The sequence below is a fragment of the Mycolicibacterium llatzerense genome, from assembly GCF_025331195.1.
In the GTDB taxonomy this organism is placed as follows: Bacteria; Actinomycetota; Actinomycetes; order Mycobacteriales; family Mycobacteriaceae; genus Mycobacterium; species Mycobacterium llatzerense.
In genome coordinates, this window is record NZ_LXOV01000012.1 from 202,171 (window position 1) to 218,513 (window position 16,343).

Sequence of the window (16,343 nt, forward strand, 5' to 3'; positions counted from 1 at the left end):
ATGTCCCACCACCGTGAGGTGAACAGGAGCATTTGGGTCTGCTCGCGTTATCCAGTTGTCAGGCAGCGACAGTCGCAGCCTCGGCAGCCGGCTCCAGCGCCTGGGCGATGATGTCGGCCACGTCGGTCATGGGCCGCACATCGAGTGCGTCCAAGACCTCGGCCGGCACGTCGTCCAGATCGGGCTCGTTGCGCGACGGGATGAAAACTGTTGTCAGCCCGGCACGTTGGGCTGCCATCAGCTTCTGCTTGACCCCGCCGATGGGCAGCACCCGCCCGTTCAGCGTGACCTCGCCCGTCATCCCGACGTCGGAACGAACCTGACGTCCCGTGGCCATGGAGACCAGCGCGGTCACCATCGTCACGCCCGCAGACGGACCATCCTTGGGCACCGCACCCGCGGGCACGTGTACGTGGATCCTGCGGTCCAGTGCGGCCGGGTCGACGCCGAGCTCGGCGGCATGCGACCGCACGTAGGACAGGGCGATCTGCGCCGACTCCTTCATCACGTCGCCCAGCTGGCCGGTCAACTGCAGACCCGGTTCACCGTCGTTCGAGCCCGCCTCGATGTACAGGACGTCGCCACCCATGCCGGTGACGGCCAGGCCCGTGGCCACTCCGGGCACCGCGGTGCGCTCGGCCGACTCCGGCATGAACCGGGGACGGCCCAGGTACTGGACGAGATTCGGCTCGTCGACCGTGACCGCGTCGACACCGGCGGCCAGCTTGGTGGTCACCTTCCGCAGTGCCTTCGCGAGCAGTCGCTCGAACTGCCGGACACCCGGTTCACGGGTGTAGTCCGCGGCGATCTTGCGCAGCGCCGCGTCCGTCACGGTCACCTCGTCGGTGGTCAACGCCGCCCGTTCGGCCTGCCGGGGCAGCAGGTAATCCCGGGCGATGGCGACCTTGTCGTCCTCGGTGTAGCCGTCGATGGTGACGAGCTCCATGCGGTCCAGCAGCGCCGACGGGATGTTCTCGATGACGTTGGCCGTCGCCAGGAACACCACATCGGACAGGTCCAGATCCAGGTCCAGGTAGTGATCCCGGAACGTGTGGTTCTGCGCCGGGTCCAGCACCTCCAGCAGCGCCGCCGCCGGATCGCCCCGGTAGTCGGAGCCCACCTTGTCGATCTCGTCAAGTAGCACAACGGGATTCATCGACCCGGCCTCACCGATTGCCCGCACGATGCGGCCCGGCAGCGCGCCGACGTAGGTACGCCGGTGCCCGCGGATCTCGGCCTCGTCGCGCACGCCGCCCAGGGCGACGCGGACGAACTTGCGGCCCAGCGCACGCGCCACCGACTCACCGAGCGACGTCTTGCCGACGCCGGGCGGGCCGGCCAGCACCATCACCGCACCCGAACCCCGGCCGCCGACGACGGCCATGCCACGCTGCGCGCGACGGGCCCGCACCGCCAGGTACTCGACGATGCGGTCTTTCACGTCGTCCAGTCCATGGTGGTCGGCGTCCAGAATCTCCCTGGCAGCCTTCAGATCCGCCGAATCCTCGGTGCGTTCGTGCCACGGCAGGTCCAGCACCGTGTCCAGCCACGTGCGGATCCAGCCGCCCTCGGGGGTCTGCTCGCTGGACCGCTCCAGCTTGCCGACCTCACGCAGCGCCGCCTCCCGCACCTTCTCGGGTAGATCGGCCGCCTCGATCCGGGTCCGGTAGTCCGCGGGGTCTTCGGTCCCGGCGCTACCGTCCAGCTCGCCCAGCTCCTTGCGGATGGCGTCCAGCTGCTGGCGCAGCAGGAATTCCTTCTGCCGCTTGTCCATTCCGGAGCGGACGTCTTCGGCGATCTTGTCGTTGACCTCGACCTCGGCCAGGTGCTCGCCGGTCCACTCGACCAGCCTCCGCAACCGTTCGCCCACATCGGCGGTCTCCAGGAGCTCGCGCTTCTGCACGTCGGTCAGGTACGACGCGTAGCCGGCCGTGTCGGCCAGGGCCGACGGTTCACTGATCTGGTTGACGGCGTCGACGATCTGCCACGCCTCCCGGCGCTGCAGCACTGCCAGCAGCAACTTCTTGTATTCGGCTGCCAGCGCTCGGGTTTCGTCGGTGGCTTCAGGCTCGTCAACTTCATCGACCAGGACCCACAGCGCGCTACCCGGGCCGGTGGTGCCGGAACCGATGTGCGCGCGGCGCTCGCCGCGGACGACGGCCGCGGCGCCGCCGCCGGGCACCCGGCCGACCTGGACGATCGACGCCAGGACACCGTGAGTGGGGTAGCGGTCGTCGAGGCGAGGTGCGATGAGCAGCTTGCCGGCTTCGCCGGCGGCAGCAGCGGCCTGGGCCGCATCGACCGCGGCGCGCGCCGCATCATCGAGTTCGATGGGCACGACCATGCCCGGAAGGACGATCGGCTCGGTGACAAACAGGACGGGAACAGCGATGGGTGCTGTTGTGGCGTCAGACATCCGTACCTCCAAAGTTGAATCTCCTGCGCTCAACCTTTGGGGTCGTCGATTTGTTCCACCTCCGTCGGCACCCGCTGCTCCCGCTCTGCCCACCGGGTCCGGGCCCGCGTGCCGATGACGAACGTCGCCGCCAACAGCACTGCAGTGGTGGCCAGCGAGAACACTGTGGTCACAGCGTTGGCGACGTCCACCGACGTGGCGAAGATGATCGCCACCTGCACCCCGGTCCCGATGATCAATCCGACGCCCCACATCGCTGAGAGCAGAATCTGCACCCGCCGGCGGTAGGCGACCGCAGCCGGGTCGGTGTCCTGTTCACCGGTCTGGACCCGTTCGGCGATGACCTGGGTCAGGGGTGTGCCGACCACGCAGCTACCGAGGAAGATCAGCCCGCCGATGCCGCCGACCAGGGTGGTGCCGGCGAGCAGCAGCCGGGCGTCCGACGTACTCAGCCCGACGGCCAGGCTCAGGCCGAAGTTCAACATCAGATAGCCGGCGAAGGGGTCGAGGCGTCTGGCCCGGATGGCGTCATACGCGACCTTGATGCCGGCCACGATGGTTGCGGTCAGCAGGGCGGCATACTCCGATGCACCGGCGGCCCGCAGCCCGTAGTAGGCGGACAGCGGTGGCGCGATATCGAGCAGGATGCCCCGAAGAATTGGTCGCATCGATGGTGGTTGCGTGGCCTCGTCCGCCTCTGCGGCGACTGTTGGCACTGAATCCGGCACGTCGCCGACAGTAGCCACTGAATCTGGCACATCGCAGAGAACAGGGAGCCTGCCGTCTCGGGGGTAACGGCAGGCTCCCGTAGTGAATAGTGAAGCACCCAGGGCGCCGGGTTCCTCGTCTCGATGCCGAAGAGTGACGTCGCAGTTGGCTAACGGTTGAGACTCAGAAGGGGAGTCAGCGGCGGAATGCCGTTTCGTACAGCCCCTTCATGGGGCCGGCGAATTCATCGACGGGGCCGTCGATGGGGACGCCGGGCGCGACCACGGAAATGGGCAGTGCCGCAACAGGGGAGGGCGCGACGCCCCACTCGCCGAGCCAGCCGCCCAGTTGCTCCGACGACGTCGCGTAGACGATGCGGCCCAGGCCCACCCAGGCATGCGCGGCAGAGCACATGGGGCAGTGCTCGCCGGAGGTGTACGTCACCGCGGCGGCCCGCTGGGCGGGATCGAGATTGGTTGCGGCCCAACGGGCTATCGCGAACTCGGGATGCTGAGTCTGGTCGCCACCGGAGACGCGGTTGCGGTCCTCGAAGACCACGACGCCGTCGGCATCCACCAGCAGCGAGCCGAACGGTTGGTCACCGTCCGCCAGCGCCTCGCGGGCCAGCTCGACGCAGCGGTTCAGGTGGCGCAGATCATCGGCGGTGACGGTCATGGGGTGAAGTTTACGGAGTCACAGATCGTCGATGCTGATGATCCGATCCTGGATGGCACGTGCGACCAGGGCGGCCTTGGTACCGGCCGGGCGGCCGGCGGCGATGTACTTGGCGCGGATGCGCTGCAGGTGCGTGCGCACGGTACTGGGCGCCAGGAACAGCTGCTGGGCGACGAGTTCTTTGCTGTCCGTCCGGAACCACGCCAGCAGTACCTCCTGCTCCCGCGGCGCCAGCACCGGGCGCAGGCAGATATCCCGGTCATCCAGGGCGGCCACCATGCTCGGCCCCAGGTATGGGAACGGGGTGACGGCGGCTCGGATGGCTTTGATGAGGTGCTCCCGGCCCTCGGTCTGCGTCAGGTAGGTCATGGCGCCGGAGTCGATCGCGGTGCGGATCACGTCGCGGTCCGTGAGATGGGAGTACACCACGACGTTGAAACCGCGGTTGGCGAGTTCGCGGACGCCGGCCAGACCCGTCGCTTCGTCCGCGTGCAGTCCGAGCAACACCACCTCCGCATCGCATTCGGGATCGTCTTCGCGAATCGGGTGACTACGCAGGAACTGCCCGGCATCGGTGTAGCTGGCCGTGGTGGTCCCGCAGAGTGCGGCGTCCTCGCGGAGCCAGGCCGCGACGCCCGCATAGACAACCTCGTATGAATCCACGACGGTTACCCGCGAGACCTGACATCCGGCGAACACATCGATCCGCATCGGCCTGAACTCCTTAACAACCGGATCCCCGCAGTATTCGGGATCGCATTGCCGTGTTGCCCATCAGGATTTGCTGAATGCGCGACGACGGCGCCTGTGTTGAGACTCTAATCCGCAGGTATGCCGAAGTACAGTATTCCGCCGAAAGGTACGAATGTTTGGCAAATTTGCCCCGCCGCTATTTGACGATGTGGTAGGCAAACTCTCTAATTGGCAGGTAGGCGGGCTCTATGTCGCCCGGCGGGATAGTTCCACCGTGGCATGTCCACCGACCAACGTCGTCGGTCGGCACGCTTGACCGGGTGGACCGCCGGTCCCACTAAAATCAGTTCGCTGATGCCGTAATGGCATTTGCTGCTGGCAACTTGTCCGGTAGCTGGCGACGCCGGGGCCGGCTTGGCGTCATGCCCCGCGGGGATCCGCCTTGGTCGTCCGAAATCTGTTGGCGCGCAGGCAATGGGACCCCAACCTCGACAGCCTGATTAGAACGTGTTCTAGTTCAAGGGTGCTCGACGACACATTGCAGAAGCTGAGCGCCGACGAGGTGGCGCGGATGCGGGCCATCTACGAACCCTTGACGCAGTCTGTGCGCGAGCTGATCGATGCCACCATCCGCACGGAGACCGGTGCCGACACCGTCGCGGCGGTCAAGGCCGAGATCGACGCCGCGACCGCCCAGTTGCGCGCCGACCAGCTCGAGGGCTCGTTCGGTATCCGATTCGGAGCGCAAGGCAGTGAAATGCCGTGGGGTAACGCGGTGATCGGCGTGCGCAATCCGATCGCCCCGCCGGTGGTCCTGATTCGGGCCGAGGACGGCAGTGTGTCGGCCGACTTCCATCTGGGTGCCGCGTACGAAGGTCCGCCGGGCCACGTGCACGGCGGGGTGTCGGCCATGATTCTCGACCATGTGCTCGGCGAGGGCGCGAGCTTGCCTGGCCGGCCGCGGCTGACCGGCACGCTCTCGATGCGCTACCGGCGCATGACGCGCCTCGGGGATCTGCATACCGAGGCCCGCATCGTCCGAACCGAGGGCGTCAAGACCTATGCCGTCGGGCACATCTCCGATGCCGAGGGCATCACGGTCGAGGCCGAGGGCGTGTTCATCACTCCGCGCTGGGCGCGGGACTGACGGGAGATTCGATGGAGAAGGTCATGGTCACGCTGCGGCGTGACACCGCGGACGACGCCTGGTGCGAACGCCTGCGCACCGAGGTCGCCGACGAGTTGCTGGCGCTGGGTGTGCCCGGGTTGGCGGTCAACGTGAAAGACGTTGCGGTGCGGGACTCTCTGATGTTGCTGACCACGCTCGACCCGCCGGTCGTCGCTGTGCTCAGCGTGTGGACGCAGCAGTACTACGGCGCGCAGATGACCGCGGTACTGGAACGACTGCGCGCCGAATGCACCGAGCTGGCCGCATATCTGGTCACCGAATCGGTTCCGATGGCCGGCCCGGCTATCGTTCTCGGCGAGCGCACCACGGGCTTGGCGAACGTCGCGCTGCTGCGCCGCCCGGACGGGATGGATGAACGAGAGTGGTTCCGCCGCTGGCATATTGACCACACGCAGATCGCCATCGACACGCAATCCACGTTCGGCTACACGCAAAACGCCGTGGTCCGTTCGCTGACGCCCGACGCCCCGCAACTCGGCGCCATCGTCGAGGAGTTGTTCCCCATCGAGGCGACCGCGAGCCTGCATGCATTCTTCGGCGCTGCCGACGACGCCGACCTGGCCGACCGCGCAGCCAAGATGACCGCCAGCACGTCGGCCTTCGGCGCCAACGTCAACGTGGACACCGTGCCCACCAGTCGCTACGTCATGCGAAACCCGTTTGGAGACAAGCTGTGACCGACCCCGCCGCGCTCGTTCGGATCGACGACACCAACCGGGTCCGCACCCTGACCCTGAACCGGCCCGACGCACTCAACGCGTTCAGCGAGGCGCTGTACGACGCCACCACGATCGCATTGAAGGAAGCCGCGGCCGATCCGGACGTCTCCGTCGTGCTGCTCACCGGCGCCGGGCGGGCTTTCAGCGCCGGCAATGACCTCGTCGAGATGCAGGCGATGGTCACCAACCCCGAATATCAGATGGGGGAGTACGGCTTTCCCGGTCTGATCGAGGCGCTGACGGCATTCCCCAAACCGTTGATCTGCGCGGTGAACGGGGTCGGGCTGGGTATCGGCACCACCATCCTCGGCTATGCCGATCTGGCGTTCATGTCGACGACCGCGCGGCTCAAATGCCCGTTCACCAGTCTGGGGGTGGCGTCGGAGGCGGCGTCGTCGTACCTGCTGCCGCGATTGATGGGACGGCAGAACGCCGCCTGGCTGCTGTTGTCCTCGGAGTGGGTGAGTGCCGACGAAGCCCTGCGCATGGGTCTGGTGTGGCGGGTCTGCGAACCGGACGACCTGCTGCCGGAGGCGCGCCGCCACGCGGAAATCATTGCCTCGCGGCCGCTTTCGAGTCTGATGGCCGTCAAACATGCGATGGTCGAGCCGACGCGTGCGGCGATTGTCGCGGCGACGCAGCGCGAGTCCGGTCAGTTCGCCGAGTTGCTGGGTGGTTCCGCCAACGCCGATGCGTTGAGCGCGTTCGTGGGGCGAAAGGGCTAGCGGCCGCCCGCCCTAGCCGGCTTTGTGTACCGGGCAGTCGGTGCGAGCCGATTCGATGATGGCCCGCACGGTGCGGCGGCAGCGGCCGCAGTCCAGGCCGGCGCCGCATTTCTCGGCGATCTGCTTCGACGTGGTCGCGCCACCGGCAACCAGTTCGGTGACGACCTGGCTGGTCACTCCGGTACACAGACAGACGAACATCAGTCGGCCGCCTCGTCGGCGGCGTCGATAGACGTGATGTGGGCCAGGGTGCCGACGAAAACCGATGGATAGACGCCGAATCCAGCGGCGGACATCCACTCGGCGGCGGCATCGGGGTGATCGATCCAGCGGCGGGCGGCGGCTTCGCTCTCGATCTGCTGCAGGATCAGCACCTCGTGGCCGTCGTCGAAGGCCCGGTACACCCAGACCTTGCACACGCCGGCTTCCCGGAACCGTCCGGCGGCGTCGTGCACCTTGTCCATCAGGGCGGGCACGTCCTCGACCGCGGTGACGACACCGACGACGACGGACGCGACGGCGTGCTCGCCCGGTGGTGGTTCGGCCAGATCGATCTTCTCGACCACCTCACCGGCGAAAATCGCGGGAATGTCGTCCACGCCGGAGGCGTCGAAGAATTCGAATATGGCCGGCGAACGCAATACTTCGCGTACCGAATTCGCATTGTGGATACCGACGGTCGCCAATACGCGTCCCGGTTCCCAGAGCGATGAATACACGACGACATGGTGTGCGGACAGGTCAGTCAGAATTGAGCGGTGCGATTTCAGCCGCTCCCACATCGCTTCCACATCATCGACGCGATAATCAGCGGCAAGAATGAGCGAGTGCAACGGCTGCTCGCTCATCGGGTCCTGCCATTCTGGGTCGCTCGGGACCGCGGACGGACGCCGCGGTGGTTAGTGCAGTCTAACCTTACTTAGGGCAGCCAGTCCATAGCTGCTGGCCAGCAATGAAGTCGCCGATCTCGAAACCGGCCATCCGGGGTGAAATCGGGCGGGAAACACGGGCCGATCCGGTCGCCCACCGAGGGCCGCTGGACTACGTTTGGCAGAGGCACGTTGTTGTTCCGCGCCAGTGACACTTGACCCAGCCCGATGGTGTTTAAAGGAGCCGAAATGCAAGGCGACCCCGAAATCCTCAAGTTGCTCAACGAGCAATTGACCAGTGAGCTCACCGCGATCAACCAATACTTTCTGCATTCGAAAATGCAGGACAATTGGGGCTTCACGGAATTGGCCAAGCACACCCGTGAAGAGTCGATCGAGGAAATGCACCACGCGGAAACCCTCACCGATCGCATTCTGCTGCTGGATGGGCTGCCCAATTACCAGCGGTTGTTCTCGCTGCGCGTAGGCCAGACCCTGCGCGAGCAGTTCGAGGCCGACCTGGCCATCGAGTACGAGGTGGTCACCCGGTTGAAGCCAGGCATCATCCTGTGCCGCGAGAAGGGCGACGCCACCAGCGCGAACATCTTCGAGGCGATCCTCGCCGACGAGGAAGGTCACATCGACTACCTGGAAACGCAGTTGGAGTTGATGGACAAGCTCGGCGAGCAGCTCTACGCGGCACAATGCGTGTCGCGTCCGCCGTCGTAGCCGATACCCGCGATCACGGCCCCGCCCTCCTCGGGCGGGGCCGTTGTCGTTGGTGCGCCGGATTCATCGCACAAAAAACTAGAACTTGTTTCAGTTTTGGCGTAGCGTTCGAAAAGTGAGCCGAATCGGAGATTTCACCGACGAAGACGTGACCGCCTGGGTGCTCAAGTCGCCCGACATCGGCACGGCCATGGCGGGTTTTACCAACGCCGTCTACACCAAGGGGCGCTTGCCATTACGGGTTCGTGAGCTGGCCCGTGTGGTCATCGCACTCGACAACGAGTGCGTCGTGTGCCAGAACACCCGCGATTCGGCCGCCGAGGCGGCCGGTGTCGACGAAGACCTCTACAACCATGCCGGCGTGTGGCAGACCTGGCCGGGCTACTCCGAGCAGGAGCGCATCGCCGCCGAGTTCGCCTACCGCTTCGCGTCCGACCACACCGGGCTGCGTGACGACGAGGACTTCTGGGCCCGCGCCGCAGAACATTTCAGCGACGAGCTGCTGACCGACCTGGCGCTGTCGTGTGCCATGTGGCTCGGCATGGGCCGCATGCTGCGCACCCTCGACATCGGTCAGGCCTGCAAGATCACCCTCTGAGGAGTCCCGCCCACTGGCCAGTTGCAGCACGCAATTCTCGGAATTTCGTGTCGCAACTGGCCATTCGGCGTACTAGACCAAGTCTGTCGCGTCGAAGATCCACGACATGTCAGCGGTGGCGAAGTTCTCCAGCCAGGACGGCGGGGCGAAGTTCGACAGCGCGCCCATGTCCCAGTAGTCCTTCCACAGCGTCACCTTGCCGTTCTCGACGCGGTGCACGGTGACGAACTTGAGCACCGCGGATTCCCCGGTCTCCCAATGCCATTCCTCGTGATGCTCGTACATGGCGTCGGCGCCGTCGGTCAGCAGCAGACCGTCGAAGTTCTCGTATGAGGCCAGCGGCTCCAGCCCGATCTTCAGGCGTTTGACGATGTCCTCCGGCCCGCGCGCGGCGGCGGCCGGGCCGACCGGCATGTCCAGGTAGATGCAGTCGTCGGACACGAAGTCCTTCAGCCGCTCCCAATCCCGCGCTGACAGCGCCTGCCACAAACCGTGGACCGTATCCTCAACCGACACTGGCGAACTCACCTTCCTTGGCGATGGGCAGAGCTGGGGTCTGACGGGCGAACCGCAGGAATCGGCCGGTGCGGGTGGCGCCGACCAGATCGGTCGGCACGCCGTCGCGTACCACCTGTTGCCCGCTGACGAACACCGCGGGGACGGCCGCGTCGTTGCGGTTGACCATGCGGGAGAGGCCGCCGTACTGCTCGACGGGGTCTTCGGCGTACGCGTCGAGCGAATCGTCCAGGCGCTCCGGGTCGATGACGACCAGGTCGGCCCGGTCTCCGACCCGCAGGTGTCCGGCATCGAGGCGGTACCAGTCTGCGAGTTCACCGGTCAGCCGGTGCACGGCCTGCTCGACGGTCAGGAAGGGGGTGCCGGCGCGCTCGGCATCGCGCACGTGGCGCAGCAGGCGCAGACCCATGTTGTAGAACGCCATGTTCCGCAGGTGCGCGCCGGCATCGGAGAAGCCCAGCTGGATGCCGGGATCGCGGGCCAGCTTCTTGAGCACCTCGGGGCGATGGTTGGAAATCGTGGTGCGCCAACGTACTTCGCGGCCGTATTCGAGCACCAGATCCAGGAAGGCATCCACCGGATGCAGTCCGCGGTCGACGCCGACCTGGCCGAAGGTCTTGCCGACCAGGGACTCGTCGGGGCAGCCGACGATCTCGGCGTCGAAGAAGTCGCGGTGCCAGACCCGGACGCCGAACTTGTTCTCGTAGTCCTTGCGGAACTGACGGCGGTACTCGTCATCGCGCATCAGATCATTGCGCTCGACCTCGTCGCGCAGGTGCAGAGCCGCTGCGCCGGAACCGAATTCCTCGAACACCACCAGGTCGATGCCGTCGGCGTACACCTCGAAGGGTACCGGCAGGTGCTGCCACCGGAAGTTGCCGCCGAGCTTGTTCACCAGCCGGGCCACCGGCCCCATGATGGTGATGGCGTAGGGGTTGGCCTTGATGTCGGCCGCCGACAGCAGGCTGGTCTTGAGGTTCTCGCGGAACAGGCCGAGCGACTGGGCCAACTGAGACAACAGGTTCAGTGGGTTCTCCAGATCCGGGCCCGACTGCAGGATTCGACCCGAGCGACGCAGCTGCGTCTTGAGCCGGCGCAGCTCGCGCGCCTTGGCGTAGGTGGAGGGCAGCGTGCGGGACCGGCAGGTGTCGCCGTCGATCTTGTCGAAAAGCAGTTGCTGCGAAGACAATCCGACGAACCCGGCTTGCAGTGCTGCCGCGAGCATCTGCTCCATCTCGGCCTGCTCGCTTCGGGTCGGGCGGACGTCTTTGCGGGTGGCGCGGTCCAGACCCATGACGGCGGTGCGCATGTCGGAGTGGCCGATGAACGCGGCGACGTTCGGGCCGAGGGGCCGGTCCTCGAGCGCGGTGACGTAACCCTCTGCGGTGTCCCAGGTCTTGTTGTCGTCGACGGCGGCGATGACGTGATCGCGCGGGATGGCCTCGACCCGGCCGAACAGGTCACCGGCGTCTTCGCCGCCGACGTGCACCGTCGAGAGTGAGCACGAGCCCAGCATCACGGTGGTCACGCCGTGCCGCAGTGACTCGGCCAGGCCGGGGCCGCCCAGCACCTCGACGTCGTAGTGCGTGTGGATGTCCAGCAGGCCGGGTGTCACCCATTTGCCGGTGGCGTCGACGACGTTCGCGCATCCGGTGTCATCCAGATCTGCGCCGATCGCCACGACATGCCCGTCGCGGATTCCGATGTCCCGGACGGCAGAAGGCGCGCCGGTTCCGTCGAACCAACGGCCGTTGCGGATGATCGTGTCGAACGTCGTTGCAGAGGTCACCTAACTATAGAAGCGTGCCGGTCAGGCCCATGTCAATGAAAAAGTGAACACTTTCTTGAAAATGTCTACTCGTCCTGGGGAAACCTGGGACGACGCTCAGGATCAGGGCGGATACTGGCTCGGGTGACCCCCTTGCAGCGGTACATCGCCGAGGAAATCGCCACCGATCACGTCGACGGGTTGCTGTTCCGCCGCGAAGCCCTGCGCCGGCTCGCCCTGTTGGGCGTGGGCACCGCCGCCGCGACCGCATTGATCGCCGCGTGCGGCGAGAGTCGAGGGCCGACAGCGTCGACGACATCGAAGACGTCCGCAGCGGCGTCGATCGAGCCCGGGCCGCCGCCTGGCATGGAGAACGCCGTCCAGCCCGCACCGATCACCTGGGCCGACGGCAAGATGCAGGGGTCGTGGGCCGCAGCCGCCCAGCCCCGCGGCGCGGTGCTGGTGGTCCACGAGAACAAGGGCCTCAATGACTGGGTGCGGTCGGTCGTCGGCCGCTTCGGCGGCAGCGGGTACTCGGCGCTGGGTATCGATCTGCTGTCGGCGCAGGGCGGCACCGCGGCGTTCAAGGACCCCGCCGAGGCGACCGCGGCACTCGGCAAGATTCCGCCGGACCAGTTCATCGCCGACCTGCGTTCCGGGCTCGACGAACTGCAGCGCCGGGCGCCCGGCATGAAACTCGCGATGATCGGCTTCTGCTTCGGCGGCGGCCTCACCTGGCAGCTCCTGGCCGCCGGCGAGCCGCGGCTGGCGGCGGCGTTGCCGTTCTACGGGCCGTTGCCGGATCCGCACGACTTCGCCGGCTCGAAACAGGCTGCGGTGCTGGCCTTTTACGGCGCGAAGGACGAACGGGTGACGGCCGGCAAAGACGCCGCGGCAGCCGCACTGGAGCAGGCCGGCATGGTTCATCAGATCGTCGTGGAGCCCGACGCCGATCATGCCTTCTTCAACGACTCGGGTCCGCGGTACAACGCCGCGGCGGCCGCCGATGCCTGGAAGCAGACGCAGTCCTGGATGGAGAGGTACCTGTCATGAGGACGGCACGGTTACCGGCGGCGGTGGCGGTCGTGGCGCTGACGCTGGTGACCGGGGCGGCCGCCGGGTGTGGGGCGCCGACGCCGGCACCGAACAGCGCCCCGTCGACCAGAGGCGCGCCGATGACCGGCCCGGTAGAGGGTCCGGCGATCACCATCACCGCGCTCAACTTCGGCGACCCGCTCACCGTGCCGCCCGGCGCGCAGATCACCGTCCTGAACAGCGACGACGTCGCACATACGGTGACGTCAAAGGTCAAGGGGCAGTTCGACGTCAAGGTCGGCGGCAACGCGCAGGCCACCTTTGCCGCGCCCACGACGCCGGGACGGTACCCCTACTACTGCGTGTACCACCCCGGGATGGTCGGTGTGCTGATCGTCCAGTAGATCAGCGGGGAGGCGTCCAACTGACCGGCAGGCGCTTGATGCCGTGGATGAACTGCGACCACAGCCGGTCGGGCTCGTCGGTGGCGGTCAGGTCCGGCACGCGGCGGTGGATCTCTTCGAACGCGACCGCGATCTCGCGGCGGGCCAGGTTCGCGCCCAGGCAGAAGCGTGCGCCACCGCCGCCAAAGCCCAGGTGCGGGTTGGGATTCCGGTGCACATCGAACAGCCACGGCCGGTCGAATTTCGCCTCGTCCCGGTTGGCTGAGCCGTACCACAACGTAACCTTCTGCCCGGCTTCCATTTTCACGCCGCTCAGCTCGAAGTCCTGGGTCAGGGTCCGGCGCATGTAGACCACGGGGGAGGCCCAGCGGATGATCTCCTCGACGGCCGTGGGTGCCACCGCGTCGTAGTCGGCCCACCACTGATCGCGCTGCTCGGGGAACCGGCTGAGCGTCAGCACCCCGTGGCTGATCGCGTTACGCGTGGTCTCGTTGCCCGCGACCACCAGCAGGATGAAGAACGACGCCACCTCGCTCGACGTCAGCCGTTCGCCGTCGACCTCGGCCTGCACCAGGGCAGTGGTCAGGTCGTCGTGGGGGTTGACGCGGCGATCATCGGCCAGGGCGGTGGCGTACCCGCCGATGTCCATGGCGCACCGGAAGAACTCCTCGTAATCGGTGGTCAGGTCGGGATCGCCGAAGCCGAGAATGATGTTGGTCCAGTGGAAGATCCGTTCGTGATCCTGCTCCGGAATGCCCATCATGTCGCAGATGATCTGCAGCGGCAGGGGACCGGCCAGGTCGGCCACGATGTCGCCGTGGCCATCCGGGTGGCGTTCGATCATGGACTCGACCAGGCTGCGCGCGCGGTGGCGCACCGACTCCTCCGTCCGCGCCACCACTTTCGGGGTGAACGCGCTGCGCACGATGTTGCGCAGCCGGGTGTGCCGCGGGTCGTCCATCACGATCATCGAGCCGAAATACTCGGCCAGTTCGGATGTCTGCTCGGGGATCGTGATGCCGTCCGCGGAGCTGAAGATGTGCGGGTGGCGACTGGCGAAGAAGACGTCGTCGTAGCGCGTCAACGCCCAGTGTCCGGGGCCGGGTTCGAACCCCTCCTGGGTGAGTTCGGCGTGGAAGGAGATGGGCGCTTCGCGGCGCAGTGTGGCGAACGCACCGTCGCGGAACCCGTCGCGGCGGCCCCAGAACTTGATCGAACTCAGGTCGATGTCGGACAGTGCGAGGTCCTGCGGCGGTGCGCCGTTGTCGAGTAAAGCAATGGCCATCTTCGGACTGTAAGGCCCGGTCGGGCAGTACCGCGGCAGAATCGGCTGCGAAGAATCAGCGGAACGTGGTAGTTCCTTGTGGTGCGTAACCCACATGCAGGACAACCATTTACGACCTCCGACGAGGACATCGCCCGTGCCCTGATGGACGTCAGCATCCCCACACTGATGCTCTCGCTGGTACACATGTCCGGTGATCCCGAGCTGATCCGCGGTGCGCTGCGCCCTGCCGGACTGTTCCTCAACGAGGTCCAGGGCTACATGTCCGAGGACGACAAGGCAGCGGTTCGCACCCTGGCCCTGAAGGTGATCGCCGACTACCGCGACCGCGGCTGCCCGGAGCCGGAGCCCATCGGCGCCGAGCTGCTCAAGGAGATGATGGAGTGGCTGGTCTGCGAACCGGTGCCCGACGAGTACGTGCCGATGGTGCTGGAGGAGATGGAGCTCGACGGGCGGGATGTGCGGGCCGGTGCGGCCGGCCGTGACGCTGAATCGGCCGCGGATTTTCCGGTGCTTGTCATCGGCTGCGGCGAATCCGGACTGCTCGCCGGTATCCGCTTGAAAGAGGCGGGGATTCCGTTCACCATCATCGAACGCGGTGCCGGTGTCGGCGGCACCTGGTGGCGCAACAGCTATCCCGGCGCCCGGGTCGATGTGGGAAATCACTTCTACTGCTACAGCTTTGAACCCAGCGACCACTGGACGCAGTTCTTCGCCGAACAACCTGAACTGCAGGCCTATTTCGAACGCATCCTGGACAAGTACGGAATCCGCCCACACGTCCGGTTCGAAACCGAGGTCACCGGCGCGACGTGGGACGAGGCGACCGCGACATGGCAGGTGGTGGTGCGCACGCCGGACGGGACGGCCGAGACGGTGTCGGCACGGGCGGCGATCAGCGCCGTCGGGCAACTCAATCGTCCTCACCTGCCGTCGATCTCGGGGCAGGACGACTTCGACGGTCCGTCGTTCCATTCGGCGGAGTGGGATCACGATGTCGACCTCACCGGCAAGCACGTCGCGATGGTCGGCGCCGGTGCCAGCGGGTTCCAGATCGCGCCGTCGATCTCTGGAAACGTTGCTTCGCTCAACATCTTTCAGCGAACCGCGCAGTGGATGTTCCCCAACCCCAACTATCATGCGATGGTCGGAGACGGCGTCAAATGGGCGCTCAAGCACCTGCCGTTCTACGGCCGCTGGTACCGCTTCCTGCTGTTCTGGCCCGGTTGCGACAAGGGCCTGGCCGCGGCCCGCGTCGATCCGGACTATCCCGATCAGCAACGCGCGGTCAGCGAGATCAACGACGTCACGCGAATCATGTTCACCGAGTGGATCAAAGGGCAGATCGGTGACAACCCGGACCTGCTGGCCAAGGTCATCCCGGACTACCCGGCGACCGGCAAACGGACGTTGCAGGACAACGGCAGCTGGCTCCAGACGCTCACGCAGGATCACGTCGAGCTGATCCGGACGCCCATCGCACGTATCGAACGCGACGCCGTCGTGACGGCCGACGATCGGCGGCATCCCGCTGATGTGATCGTCTACGCCACCGGCTTTCACGCCGGAAAGGTGCTGTGGCCCATGACCATCGTCGGCCGCGACGGCCGTGTGCTGGGCGAGCAGTGGGGTGAGAGGCCGACCGCGTATCTCGGCATCACCGTCCCGGGATTCCCGAACTTCTTCTGTATGTACGGGCCCGGCACCAATCTCGCCAGTGGCGGCAGCCTGATCTTCCATTCGGAATGCCAGATGCGTTACATCTCAGAATGTTTGGACCTGTTGTTGACCGGCCACGGGAACTGGATGGAACCGCGGCCCGAGCGGCTGGACGACTGGGTGCAGCGCAGCCAGGCCGAGATGCGGACCATGGTGTGGTCGCAGCCGTCCGTCCGGCATTCGTTCTACAAGAACGCCGACGGCGACATCTACACGCTCAGCCCGTGGCGCCTGGTCGACTACTGGACCTGGACGCGAAATGCCGACCCGGAGGACTACACCTTCGGGTGAACGG

General features: G+C 66.3%; 17 protein-coding genes. 8 read left to right on the forward strand and 9 right to left on the reverse strand.

Going from position 1 to position 16,343, the window contains the following annotated elements:
• Nucleotides 1-58: 58 nt before the first annotated feature.
• From lon to A7G45_RS15880, 4 genes are all read right to left on the reverse strand, one after another.
• Entirely contained in the window at nt 59-2,416 is a 2,358-nt protein-coding gene (gene lon, locus A7G45_RS15865; RefSeq protein WP_260938527.1) for an endopeptidase La, read from the reverse strand.
• A gap of 29 nt (nt 2,417-2,445) precedes the next feature.
• Nucleotides 2,446-3,144: a VC0807 family protein gene (locus A7G45_RS15870; protein WP_260938528.1), complete on the reverse strand. Its 699-nt coding sequence runs from the start codon at nt 3,142-3,144 to the stop codon at nt 2,446-2,448.
• A gap of 175 nt (nt 3,145-3,319) precedes the next feature.
• The gene (locus A7G45_RS15875) at nt 3,320-3,799 is read right to left on the reverse strand and encodes a nucleoside deaminase (protein ID WP_260938529.1); all 480 of its coding nucleotides are present in this window, start codon (nt 3,797-3,799) and stop codon (nt 3,320-3,322) included.
• A gap of 18 nt (nt 3,800-3,817) precedes the next feature.
• Nucleotides 3,818-4,510, reverse strand: coding sequence for a LuxR C-terminal-related transcriptional regulator (locus tag A7G45_RS15880; protein WP_260938530.1), 693 nt, complete (start codon nt 4,508-4,510; stop codon nt 3,818-3,820).
• Nucleotides 4,511-5,015: 505 nt separating this feature from the next.
• Here A7G45_RS15880 and A7G45_RS15885 point away from each other — a divergent pair.
• The 3 genes from A7G45_RS15885 to A7G45_RS15895 are packed head-to-tail and all read left to right on the forward strand — an operon-like array spanning nt 5,016 to nt 7,125.
• A complete protein-coding gene (locus tag A7G45_RS15885; RefSeq protein WP_260938531.1) occupies nt 5,016-5,639 on the forward strand; it encodes a PaaI family thioesterase in 624 nt (207 codons plus the stop codon).
• 11 nt (nt 5,640-5,650) lie between these two features.
• A complete protein-coding gene (locus tag A7G45_RS15890; RefSeq protein WP_043987036.1) occupies nt 5,651-6,358 on the forward strand; it encodes an EthD domain-containing protein in 708 nt (235 codons plus the stop codon).
• Entirely contained in the window at nt 6,355-7,125 is a 771-nt protein-coding gene (locus A7G45_RS15895; protein WP_260938532.1) for an enoyl-CoA hydratase/isomerase family protein, read from the forward strand. The genes A7G45_RS15890 and A7G45_RS15895 overlap by 4 nt, the downstream gene beginning before the upstream one ends.
• 12 nt (nt 7,126-7,137) lie before the next feature.
• Here the strand turns inward: A7G45_RS15895 and A7G45_RS15900 are convergent, their stop codons facing one another.
• Both A7G45_RS15900 and A7G45_RS15905 read right to left on the reverse strand, forming a co-directional pair.
• Nucleotides 7,138-7,326 carry a (2Fe-2S)-binding protein gene (locus tag A7G45_RS15900; protein WP_043392187.1) on the reverse strand — a complete coding sequence of 63 codons (189 nt, stop codon included), beginning with the start codon at nt 7,324-7,326 and terminating at the stop codon, nt 7,138-7,140.
• Nucleotides 7,326-7,973: a fatty-acid--CoA ligase gene (locus A7G45_RS15905; RefSeq protein ID WP_260938533.1), complete on the reverse strand. Its 648-nt coding sequence runs from the start codon at nt 7,971-7,973 to the stop codon at nt 7,326-7,328. The genes A7G45_RS15900 and A7G45_RS15905 overlap by 1 nt, the downstream gene beginning before the upstream one ends.
• Before the next feature lie 270 nt (nt 7,974-8,243).
• Between A7G45_RS15905 and bfr the strand changes: the two genes are divergently transcribed.
• Nucleotides 8,244-8,723, forward strand: coding sequence for a bacterioferritin (gene bfr / locus A7G45_RS15910; protein ID WP_133760614.1), 480 nt, complete (start codon nt 8,244-8,246; stop codon nt 8,721-8,723).
• A 115-nt stretch (nt 8,724-8,838) separates the two neighbouring features.
• On the forward strand, nt 8,839-9,321 hold the full coding sequence (locus A7G45_RS15915; protein WP_043392181.1) for a carboxymuconolactone decarboxylase family protein: 483 nt from the start codon (nt 8,839-8,841) through the stop codon (nt 9,319-9,321).
• A 72-nt stretch (nt 9,322-9,393) separates the two neighbouring features.
• Here the strand turns inward: A7G45_RS15915 and A7G45_RS15920 are convergent, their stop codons facing one another.
• Both A7G45_RS15920 and A7G45_RS15925 read right to left on the reverse strand, forming a co-directional pair.
• On the reverse strand, nt 9,394-9,837 hold the full coding sequence (locus A7G45_RS15920) for a nuclear transport factor 2 family protein (RefSeq protein WP_260938534.1): 444 nt from the start codon (nt 9,835-9,837) through the stop codon (nt 9,394-9,396).
• Nucleotides 9,827-11,626: an N-acyl-D-amino-acid deacylase family protein gene (locus A7G45_RS15925; RefSeq protein ID WP_260938535.1), complete on the reverse strand. Its 1,800-nt coding sequence runs from the start codon at nt 11,624-11,626 to the stop codon at nt 9,827-9,829. Before A7G45_RS15925 ends, A7G45_RS15920 begins: the two co-directional genes overlap by 11 nt.
• A 123-nt stretch (nt 11,627-11,749) precedes the next feature.
• Between A7G45_RS15925 and A7G45_RS15930 the strand changes: the two genes are divergently transcribed.
• Both A7G45_RS15930 and A7G45_RS15935 read left to right on the forward strand, forming a co-directional pair.
• Nucleotides 11,750-12,658 carry a dienelactone hydrolase family protein gene (locus tag A7G45_RS15930; RefSeq protein ID WP_260938536.1) on the forward strand — a complete coding sequence of 303 codons (909 nt, stop codon included), beginning with the start codon at nt 11,750-11,752 and terminating at the stop codon, nt 12,656-12,658.
• The gene (locus A7G45_RS15935) at nt 12,655-13,044 is read left to right on the forward strand and encodes a cupredoxin domain-containing protein (RefSeq protein WP_260938537.1); all 390 of its coding nucleotides are present in this window, start codon (nt 12,655-12,657) and stop codon (nt 13,042-13,044) included. The genes A7G45_RS15930 and A7G45_RS15935 overlap by 4 nt, the downstream gene beginning before the upstream one ends.
• 1 nt (nt 13,045) lies before the next feature.
• Here the strand turns inward: A7G45_RS15935 and A7G45_RS15940 are convergent, their stop codons facing one another.
• A complete protein-coding gene (locus A7G45_RS15940) occupies nt 13,046-14,329 on the reverse strand; it encodes a cytochrome P450 (protein ID WP_260938538.1) in 1,284 nt (427 codons plus the stop codon).
• 81 nt (nt 14,330-14,410) lie between these two features.
• On the opposite strand from A7G45_RS15940, the gene A7G45_RS15945 reads away from it, so the two are divergent.
• Entirely contained in the window at nt 14,411-16,339 is a 1,929-nt protein-coding gene (locus tag A7G45_RS15945) for a flavin-containing monooxygenase (protein ID WP_260938539.1), read from the forward strand.
• The last annotated feature ends 4 nt before the right edge of the window (nt 16,340-16,343 follow it).

Excerpts from the sequence above, each read along its gene's own strand:
- A7G45_RS15880 (WP_260938530.1), bottom strand. The coding sequence starts at position 4,510 with ATGCGGATCGATGTGTTCGCCGGATGTCAGGTCTCGCGGGTAACCGTC.
- A7G45_RS15890 (WP_043987036.1), top strand. The coding sequence starts at position 5,651 with ATGGAGAAGGTCATGGTCACGCTGCGGCGTGACACCGCGGACGACGCC.
- A7G45_RS15935 (WP_260938537.1), top strand. The coding sequence starts at position 12,655 with ATGAGGACGGCACGGTTACCGGCGGCGGTGGCGGTCGTGGCGCTGACG.
- A7G45_RS15900 (WP_043392187.1), bottom strand. The coding sequence starts at position 7,326 with ATGTTCGTCTGTCTGTGTACCGGAGTGACCAGCCAGGTCGTCACCGAA.
- lon (WP_260938527.1), bottom strand. The coding sequence starts at position 2,416 with ATGTCTGACGCCACAACAGCACCCATCGCTGTTCCCGTCCTGTTTGTC.
- A7G45_RS15905 (WP_260938533.1), bottom strand. The coding sequence starts at position 7,973 with ATGAGCGAGCAGCCGTTGCACTCGCTCATTCTTGCCGCTGATTATCGC.
- A7G45_RS15940 (WP_260938538.1), bottom strand. The coding sequence starts at position 14,329 with ATGGCCATTGCTTTACTCGACAACGGCGCACCGCCGCAGGACCTCGCA.
- A7G45_RS15875 (WP_260938529.1), bottom strand. The coding sequence starts at position 3,799 with ATGACCGTCACCGCCGATGATCTGCGCCACCTGAACCGCTGCGTCGAG.
- bfr (WP_133760614.1), top strand. The coding sequence starts at position 8,244 with ATGCAAGGCGACCCCGAAATCCTCAAGTTGCTCAACGAGCAATTGACC.